Origin of the sequence: Dietzia aerolata, assembly GCF_014144865.1 — a bacterium.
GTDB lineage: Bacteria > Actinomycetota > Actinomycetes > Mycobacteriales > Mycobacteriaceae > Dietzia > Dietzia aerolata.
Map to the genome: position 1 here is coordinate 1 of NZ_JAALDM010000086.1, position 8,683 is coordinate 8,683.

Here is an 8,683-nt window from a genome sequence, read left to right on the forward strand (position 1 = left end):
GCCGGCGGCGACGGACCCGGCCAGCTGCGCTACAACGTGTGCTCCCCGGGCGGCACCACCGCGGCGGCGATTCGCGCGTTCGAGGCCGGGGGGCTGCGCGCGACCGTGGCCGATGCGATGGAGGCCGCCGCGACCAAGTCCCACGCGATCTCACAGGCCTCGAAGGACGATGACGACGACGACATCGCCTGACCCCACACCCGCACGCAGGCCACCGCAGAGGATTCGGACGTGGCCGCAGGGCGTGCTGTGAGGGACCTGAGACGGCCCGCTAGGTGAGAGAAACCCCACCCGGCGGGCCGTCGCTTTTAACACAACCCCAGTTCAGAACGGGTGACCGCTGGATTCATCGGCGTGTCATTGAAGTAATTCGCCCACTCCCGTCGCATTGATCACACCTTTCACGCTAGGCTCATCCCCAGCACGTGCGTGTCCGTACCGCAGGAGGGGAAGCCTGCGGCGCGACGCGTGCCATGAAGGGTTGTGACGATGGCGACTACCGACAAGACCGATGGCTCGCAGGCGGCGGGGGGCTCCCAGTTCCTCACCGTGGCCGAGGTGGCCGCGCTGATGCGCGTGTCCAAGATGACGGTCTACCGACTCGTGCACTCCGGGGAGTTGCCGGCCGTGAGGGTGGGTCGCTCGTTCCGCGTGCATTCCAAGGCCGTGCACGAGTACCTCGATACGTCGTACTTCTCCGCGGGCTGATCTCCCGACCCGGGCGGCGCGATGTCGTCCGGGCCCATTTTCGTCGCGGACCCTCCTGCAGGTAGTCTGGACTGGTTCCGTTCCGGCCCTGCAAGCTCCCGTAGCCCGCTTTACGCCGGAGCGCAGTACGGCCCACGACCAGTAGTCGACAGGTAGGTGACCCCGATATGGGTTCTGTGATCAAGAAGCGCCGCAAGCGTATGTCCAAGAAGAAGCACCGCAAGATGCTCCGCCGGACCCGCGTGCAGCGTCGCAAGCTCGGTAAGTGAGTTCGGCTGCGCGCTGACCGCGCCCGGACTCACGCCTGTAGCGGATGCCCGTCACCACATGTGGTGGCGGGCATCGGTGTATTTTCCGCTGACGCGGGTTCGGCGGGTGCGGCAGGTGCCGTGGTTACGGCCAGCATTTTGGTGACGGTGAGGTTAGGGACCCGACCCCGAGAATGGGGTGCCCGTCTAGACTGGGCGGGGTGAACACCGATGCTCCCACCCGTCCGTCGGCGCGCGCCGTCGCGGTCGTCGGCGGCAGTCGCTACCTCGGCGCGCACCTCGTGGGCATGCTGCTCCGACACGAGTCGGTTGAGCGCGTACTGGCCATCGACTCGGTCAAGCCGTCCCCGCAACACCGCCGGCGGATGCGTGATGCCGAGTTCGTCCGACTCGACCCGCAATCGCCACGCCTGCAGGGCATCCTGCGCGAGGCGGAGATCGACACCGTGGTCCACGCCGGACTGTTCCACACCGACTTCGCTCCCGGCGGCCGCGCGGCCGTCAAGGAGTCCAACATCATGGGCTCGATGCACGTCATCGCGGCCTGCGGTCGGGCGTCCACGGTCAAGCGGTTCGTCCTGATCTCCTCCACCACCGTGTACGGCTCCTCCGGCGCCGACCCGGCCATGTTCACCGAGGACATGGCGGCTCGCCGGCAGCCGAGCGGTGGCATCCCCCTGGACCATCTGTCCGTCGAGGGGTACGTCCGCGGGATGTCCCGCAAGCGCCCGGACATCGACGTGACCATCCTGCGGATCCCCGCGATCCTCGGGCTGCCCGAGCCGACCGTGCTGGGAGAGCTGCTGCTGCCGTCGGTGGCGCCGGTGCTCGCCGGGTACGACCCGCGGATCCAGTTGCTGCACCCGCAGGACGCGTTGGACGCGCTACTTCACGCGACTCTCGGGGCGGCGCCGGGCACGTTCAACATCGCTGCCGAAGGCGTGCTCACGCTGACGCAGGCCATCCGCCGGGCCGGGCACATCCCGCTGCCCGTGCCGCCGCAGACCTTCAAATTCGCCGCCAAGATGCTGCTCAGCCGGGGACTGCGGGACGTCGGTCTCTCGCAGATGCGGTACCTGCGGTTCGGCCGCGTCGTGGACACCGCCCGGATGCGTGATGAGTTCGGCTTCACGCCCAGCTACACCACGGACGAGGCCATGCAGGCCTACCTCGTTGACTCCGGCACCGAACCGCTGATCACGCGCGCCTCGCTGGAGCGCAAGGTCGCCAAGATCGAGAAGCTGCTGCCGGGGCCGATGGCCGACCGGCTCCGAGCCGGCGTGGATACCACCATCGGTGAACTCGAGGCGATCGGCGCACTGCCCGACCGCATGGAGGAGACGCTGTGAAGGGACCGGAGTTCGATCTGAGCCAGCCGCTCGGAGGGCCCCGCTGGGGCGAAGGCCGTCGCGACGTCCGTAGTGACCGCGTGGTCGGGGAGGGATTCCTCGGGGCCACCACCGGAAGCGACGCCGCGGCCACCGAGATCGGGCGGATCGTCGACCGTTTCCTCACCTCGATGAAAGCCTCGTTCGGGCAGGTCGTGGATGCATTGCCGATCGACGCGCAGGCGCTCGCCCCAGTGCGTGAACTCGCGCGAGGTGTGGACGTGATGCTCGCCACCGGCGACGTGAGCGCACTGTCCGGCATGGCCGACGCGATTAACGCGACCGGCGAGATCCTCGCGACCCGGATCACCGGCGGCTACGAGGTCGACGAGTACGGATTCGACGAGCACTTCTACACCAACGTGTGGCTGCCACTGTGGCGTCCGCTGTTCGAGCACTGGTTCCGGGTCGAGGTGATCGGTGCGGACAATATCCCGGACGTGGGTTCCGGGCTGATCGTGTCCAACCACGCCGGCGTACTCCCGCTCGACGGGCTCATGACCAGCGTCGCAGTGCACGATCACGGCGGGCGCGCGCTGCGCCTGCTCGCGGCGGACCTGGCCGTGACGATGCCGGTGTCCGCGCCGCTGGCCCGCCGGGCCGGTGCCACCCTGGCCTGCAACGCCGACGCGGAGCGACTGCTCGACGATGGCCACGTGGTGGCCGTGTGGCCCGAGGGCTTCAAGGGCCTGGGCAAGCCGTTCGCCGACCGCTACCGCCTGCAGCGGTTCGGCCGCGGCGGGTTCGTGTCCACCGCGCTGGCGGCCGGAGCGCCGATCATCCCGTGCTCGGTCGTCGGCTCGGAAGAGATCTATCCGAAGATCGGCGAGATCCCAGCACTCGCGCGGCTGCTCGGCTTCCCGTACATGCCCATCACGCCCACATTTCCGCTCCTCGGCGGGCTGGGCGCGATCCCGCTACCCACCAAGTGGACGATGGAGTTCGGCGAGCCCATCGAGACCGCCCACCTGGGCCCGGACGCCGCCGACGATCCGATGGTGGTCTTCGAGATCACCGACCAGGTCCGCGAAACCATCCAGAACACACTGTTCCGGAACCTCGCGCGCCGCGGCAGCGTCTTCTTCGGCTGACGCGTCGCCCGCACGTTCGTCGCCGGCACGGTGTCGGCGCGGTGGCGGCCGCTCCCGCGGGCGGTGCTGCTGTTCGTGTGGCACTCGCGTGCGCTTCTCGGTGGCGAATCCCGGACCGGGCCGCCAGTTACTCGACGTATTGCGCGTTTCTGCGCCGGATCTCAAGCAGAACGTTGAGTAATTGGGGCCTGCAGCTCCGGGGGCCGGGAGAGCGCCGTCGATCCGCACGCCGAAAAACGATTTGCGCTTCTGATTACGAACAACACGCGGGGCCCCGAGCGCAACGGGTGATCTGAAGGGCAGATCGGAGACGACGAACGCTGCGTGCACGAATCGCCCCTCAGAATACGATTGACCCGCACCTTTCGAAGCGAGTCAATGGCGATGGAGCTAGGGGCAGACGCAGCCCGCGTCAGGAGTTGCCCTTGCCGCGCGAGCCCGAACCCGACCCCGAGCGCGACGCGCGCACAGCAGCGCCCGCCCCGGCGAGCCCGCCCACAGCCAGCACACCCGGCATGGCCTTCTTGGCGGCCTTGCGGACCGTGCGGAAGTCCTTGACGTCCCACCCGTTCTCCGAGGCGTACTTGCGCAGCTTCGAATCGGGGTTGATGGCCACCGGATTGCCGACCATCGTCAGCATCGGCATGTCGTTGAAGCTGTCCGAGTAGGCGTAGCACTTGGTCAGGTCGAAGCCCTCGGCGTCGGCGAGCGTCGCGATCGCGTGCGCCTTGCCCGGCCCGTGCAGGATGTCGCCCTTGAGCCGGCCCGTGTAGACCCCGTCGATCTCCTCGGCGACCGTCCCCAGCGCACCGGACAGGCCGAGCCGGGTCGCGATCACGCGCGCCAGCATCACCGGCGTGGCCGTGACCAGCCACACCTGCTGCCCGGCGTCCAGATGCATCTGCACCAGCGCCCGCGTGCCGGGCCAGACGCGGTCCAGCATCGAGGTGTCCACGACCTCCTCGCTGAGCTCGGTCAGCTCGGCGACGGTCCGCCCCTCGACGAACGCCAGCGCCTTGGCCTTGCCGGCCTCCACGTCGTCCTTGTTCTCCTCACCGGAGATCCGGAACTTGGCCTGCGTCCACGCGAGCCCCAGCAGATCGCTGAGGTTGAAGAACTTGTGCTTGGCCAGCCCGCGCGCGAGCAGGATGATCGAGGCGCCCTGGATGAGAGTGTTGTCCACGTCGAAGAATGCCGCCACCTGCGGGTCGGCGACGAACGGGGTGGCCGCGTGATCCCTCTCGCCGGCCTCCTCCACCAGTGCCGCGGCGTCCTCGGAATCGGCCAGGGGAGTGCCGGTCTCGATGCCCGGCTCGAGCTTGATCGCGTTCGCGGCCGACGCCTTACCGGCCAGCCGCTGGATGCGGTGACTGCGCCGCCGATAGGCCAGTCGACCGAGCGCACTGGTGACATCAGCGCGCCCCGGCAGATGCATGCCGAACAGGGAAGACCCGGCACCTGCGTCCGAATCCTCGGTGTCCAATTCCTCGGCGTCCGTGTCCGAGAATTCCGGGTTGAGGCCTTCGGCAGGCGTGGTGTCGGCGTTGTCGTCGTCGTTCACCTGTCGTGACCTCCTGAAGCGGCGATGCGATCCATCATAGGGCAGGCCGGGGGAGGCCGGGCACGATCCGCGGGTGGCGTGGAGCGGGCGGCGGGGCCTCGGGCACTATCGAGGCATGGTGCATACGGTGACGTTGCTGACACGCGAGGGCTGCGGGAGTTGCGTGCGGGTCCACGACCAGTTGGTGCCGCTGTGCGCCGATGCGGGCGCGCGCCTGGAGACGACCGACGTCGACCGCGCCGCCGACCGCGAACTGGCCATCGAGTTCGGGGACCGTCTGCCGGTCGTGTTGGTGGACGGCGCGGAGCATTCGGTCTGGGAGGTCGACGACGACGAGCTCGTCGCCACCCTCGCCGAGGCCGAGCCATTCGCCGGGTGGGACTGACCGCAACTCACGCCCGGTCGGCCGAGGCCGCCCGTCACGCGGGCCCGGCTGGGGGCGCATCCTCCCGTTCGGACTCGGAGGGGGCGGCGTCGGACTGGCCCGCGTTGGCCGGGTTCGGGTTGGCCTGGTCCGCATCGACTGGGCCCGCGGGTTCGCGGAGGTCGCGCAGGAAGGTGGCGTGGCGCAGGAGGAACGCGCGCTCGTCGAGCTTTTTGCGACGCATCCAGCCCGTGACCTCGCTGTTGTGCTTGCTCGCATTGCACGAGGCGCAGGCCGGGACGACATTCTCGACCGTGTAGCGGCCGCCGCGCGAGATGGGCTGGACGCAGTCGCGCTGCAGGGCCGGGGCGGTCGCCTGGCAATACGCGCACCCTCCCCAGGCGTCGAGGAGGGCGAACCATTGATCGTCGGTGAGGTCGTTGTCCACCCGGGCCAGCCGCCGCTGCCGACGCTTGGCATAGCGGGCGCGCGTCGCCGGCGACATGGCGGAGGAGTTTCTGCGACGGGGTGGCACCCGGCCGATCCTACGTCCGGGGCGGGGTTCGGGCGGGGGTCGGCGCTGTTCACGACCCCTGAAATGCGTCAGTGACGCATAGCATTAGCCCCGACGACGGTTTTGTCCCGGGGTGTCATGCGGGTTACGGTGGATCCCGTTACGGAGCGCGCGAAGGCCAGCGGTCGAGCGCGCTCTGGGCAGGTCGGTTCCGTCATGGATCGACCTGGTTACAGCCATGCACATCGACGGGAGACGACCGACTGTGGAGCAGCGTTCCGCGAGTTCGTCCTGCGGTTCCCTGTCCGTTGCCCCGGTCCCCGGACCGCGCGGTGGCGGACGTTCCGGTCTCGTTTCCCGCTCCGCTTCGTCACGAGTTGACGAGACGGCATCCATTCTGGCATGGCGTCCGGACGCCCTGACGCGCGGGGGTCACACGTGAGCATTCTCCTGGTGGGGCTGTCCCATCACAGTGCGCCGGTCGCGCTGCTCGAGGCGGTCGCCGTCTCCGACAGCCAGCGCGATCCGCTCACCGAGGAGCTCATCGCCGGCGATCACGTCGACGAGGCGATGATCGTCACCACCTGCAACCGGGTCGAGGTGTACTCCGCGGCCAAGGCGTTCCACCCCGCGCTCGACGACGTGGTGGCGCTGCTGGCGCGACACTCCGGCCTGTCGATCGAGGAATTGAGCCGCCACCTCTACATCCGGTACTCCGAGTCCGCGGCGGAGCACCTGTTCTCCGTGGCCTCCGGCCTGGACTCGATGGTCGTGGGCGAGCAGCAGATCATCGGCCAGATCCGCACGGCCTACCAGTCGGCGTCCGAGATCGGCGCCGCGGGCACGACCCTGCACCGGCTGGCGCAGCAGGCCCTGCACGTGGGCAAGCGCGTGCACACCGAAACCGGCATCGACTCCGCCGGCGCGTCCGTCGTGTCGGTCGCGCTGGACCGGGCCGCCGAGATCCTCGACGAGACGCGACTCGGCGGCGACCGGGACGGCAAGCAGCGCCTCGAAGGACGTAGAGCCGTGGTGCTCGGAGCCGGCGCCATGGGCGGCCTCGCCGTGGCGCACCTCGGCCGTGGCGGGATCTCCCACATCGACGTCACCAACCGCACCCCCGAGCGCGCCGAACGACTCTCGGAGATCGCCCGCGACGCGGGCACCCCGGCGACGTCGTTCCCCCTCGAGGACATCCCGCAGGTGATCGCCGAGGCCGACATCCTCTTCACCTGTACCGGGGCCGTGGGCACCGTCGTCAGCCTCGGCGACGTGCACACCGCGCTCGCGGGACGCGGCGACCGCGGGCATCTCGTGATCTGCGACCTGGGTATGCCGAGGGACGTCGACGCGTCCGTGTCGGGGCTGCCCGGGGTTACTGTGCTGGGCATCGAGGCGCTCAAGGCCGACCCCGCCACCTCCGGTGCCGCCGCGGAATCCGACGCGGCCCGCACGATCGTCGACGCCGAGCTCACCGCCTACACGCAGGCCGAACGCATGGCCGAGGTCGGCCCGCTCATCGGCAAACTGCGCGGGCGCGGCGGCCAGGTGGTCGCCGCCGAGATGCGGCGACTCGAGGCGAGACTTCCGGACATGGACGACAAGATGCGCGACGAGGTCGCCAACACCGTCCGCCGGGTCGTCGACAAACTGCTCCACCCGCCGACCGTCAAGGTCAAGGAACTCGCCGCCCGCCCGGACGGCGAGAACTATGCGGCAGTGGTCAGCACATTGTTCGACCTGGACGAGAACGTGGATGAGGAGGCGTCATGAGCAGAACCCTGAAAGTGGGCACGCGCGGAAGCACGCTGGCCACCACACAGGCCGGGCACGTCCGCGACGCACTCATCGCCGCCGGCCACCAGGCCGAACTGGTGATCGTGCAGACCAAGGGCGACGTGGTGATGGCCCCGGTCGAGCGGATCGGCGTGGGCGTGTTCACCCTCGAGTTGCGGGCCGCGCTCGAGCGGGGGGACTGCGACATCGCCGTCCACTCCTACAAGGACTTGCCCACCGCCCGCGACGAGCGGTTCGCCCCCATCGCCGTGCCGCCGCGCGTCGACCCGTCCGACGTGCTCATCGCCCGCGACGGACTGACCATGGAGACCCTCCCCGAGGGGGCCCGCGTCGGTACGTCCGCACCGCGCCGCCGCTCGCAACTCGCGGCACTGCGCCCCGACCTGGACTTGCACCCCCTGCGCGGCAACATCGACACCCGCATGGGATACGTGACCAGCGGTGATCTCGACGCCGTGGTCTTGGCCGCCGCCGGACTCGACCGCACCCGGGTGGGCGCGCGCGCCACGCATCGCTTCGGCATCGACGAAATGTTGCCGGCCCCGGCGCAGGGCGCGTTGGCCGTGGAAGCACGTGTCGATGACTCGGAGGCGATTGACGCCCTCGTCGTCGTCGACCATCTCCCCACCCGGGTGCGGATCGCCGCCGAACGTCGCCTGCTCGCGGACCTCGAGGCCGGGTGCACCGCACCCGTCGGGGCGCGCGCCGAACTGACGGGCGTCGTACCCGCAGACTCGGCCTTCGCCGGCACCGACCCCGCCGCCGACACCGTAGCCGCGGACGCCGAACTGACCCTCCACGCCGTGGTCGCCGCCCACGACGGCTCCACCGTCCTGCGCACGACGGGGACCACCGTCCCCGCCGCGCACCCCGACGGGCCGCTCGCCGCCGCCGAAGAACTCGGCCGAAAGCTCGCGGCAGAACTGCTGGAGAGGGGAGCACGCGACCTCATGTCCGAGGAGTCACCCGACACCCGCGACCCACTCGTACC

9 protein-coding genes and 1 pseudogene are annotated in these 8,683 nt (G+C 69.6%); 8 read left to right on the forward strand and 2 right to left on the reverse strand.

Annotated elements, in window-relative coordinates; genetic code table 11:
• From G6016_RS06210 to G6016_RS06230, 5 genes are all read left to right on the forward strand, one after another.
• Positions 1–192: pyrroline-5-carboxylate reductase dimerization domain-containing protein (locus G6016_RS06210; protein ID WP_277815117.1), on the forward strand; the 192-nt coding region annotated here is incomplete at its 5' end.
• A 297-nt stretch (positions 193–489) separates the two neighbouring features.
• On the forward strand, positions 490–708 hold the full coding sequence (locus G6016_RS06215) for a helix-turn-helix domain-containing protein (protein WP_182631815.1): 219 nt from the start codon (positions 490–492) through the stop codon (positions 706–708).
• A 167-nt stretch (positions 709–875) separates the two neighbouring features.
• The gene (locus G6016_RS06220; RefSeq protein ID WP_003855542.1) at positions 876–977 is read left to right on the forward strand and encodes a 30S ribosomal protein bS22; all 102 of its coding nucleotides are present in this window, start codon (positions 876–878) and stop codon (positions 975–977) included.
• Between the two features lie 200 nt (positions 978–1,177).
• Positions 1,178–2,326 carry an NAD-dependent epimerase/dehydratase family protein gene (locus G6016_RS06225; RefSeq protein WP_338403538.1) on the forward strand — a complete coding sequence of 383 codons (1,149 nt, stop codon included), beginning with the start codon at positions 1,178–1,180 and terminating at the stop codon, positions 2,324–2,326.
• Positions 2,323–3,456 (forward strand): 1-acyl-sn-glycerol-3-phosphate acyltransferase, encoded by a 1,134-nt coding sequence (locus tag G6016_RS06230; protein WP_182631817.1) that lies wholly within the window; start codon positions 2,323–2,325, stop codon positions 3,454–3,456. The genes G6016_RS06225 and G6016_RS06230 overlap by 4 nt, the downstream gene beginning before the upstream one ends.
• A 412-nt stretch (positions 3,457–3,868) precedes the next feature.
• Here the strand turns inward: G6016_RS06230 and G6016_RS06235 are convergent, their stop codons facing one another.
• Complete coding sequence (locus tag G6016_RS06235; protein ID WP_182631821.1) at positions 3,869–4,891, reverse strand: HAD family hydrolase; 1,023 nt, start codon at positions 4,889–4,891, stop codon at positions 3,869–3,871.
• Between the two features lie 241 nt (positions 4,892–5,132).
• On the opposite strand from G6016_RS06235, the gene G6016_RS06240 reads away from it, so the two are divergent.
• A complete protein-coding gene (locus G6016_RS06240; protein WP_182631818.1) occupies positions 5,133–5,402 on the forward strand; it encodes a glutaredoxin family protein in 270 nt (89 codons plus the stop codon).
• A 157-nt stretch (positions 5,403–5,559) separates the two neighbouring features.
• Here G6016_RS06240 and G6016_RS06245 read toward each other — a convergent pair.
• Positions 5,560–5,886: pseudogene (locus G6016_RS06245) on the reverse strand (HNH endonuclease); the annotation flags it as partial.
• A 447-nt stretch (positions 5,887–6,333) separates the two neighbouring features.
• Here G6016_RS06245 and G6016_RS06250 point away from each other — a divergent pair.
• On the forward strand, positions 6,334–7,668 hold the full coding sequence (locus G6016_RS06250) for a glutamyl-tRNA reductase (protein ID WP_182631819.1): 1,335 nt from the start codon (positions 6,334–6,336) through the stop codon (positions 7,666–7,668).
• The coding region (hemC, locus tag G6016_RS06255) for a hydroxymethylbilane synthase (protein WP_182631820.1) at positions 7,665–8,683 on the forward strand (1,019 nt) is incomplete at its 3' end. The genes G6016_RS06250 and hemC, both read left to right, overlap by 4 nt.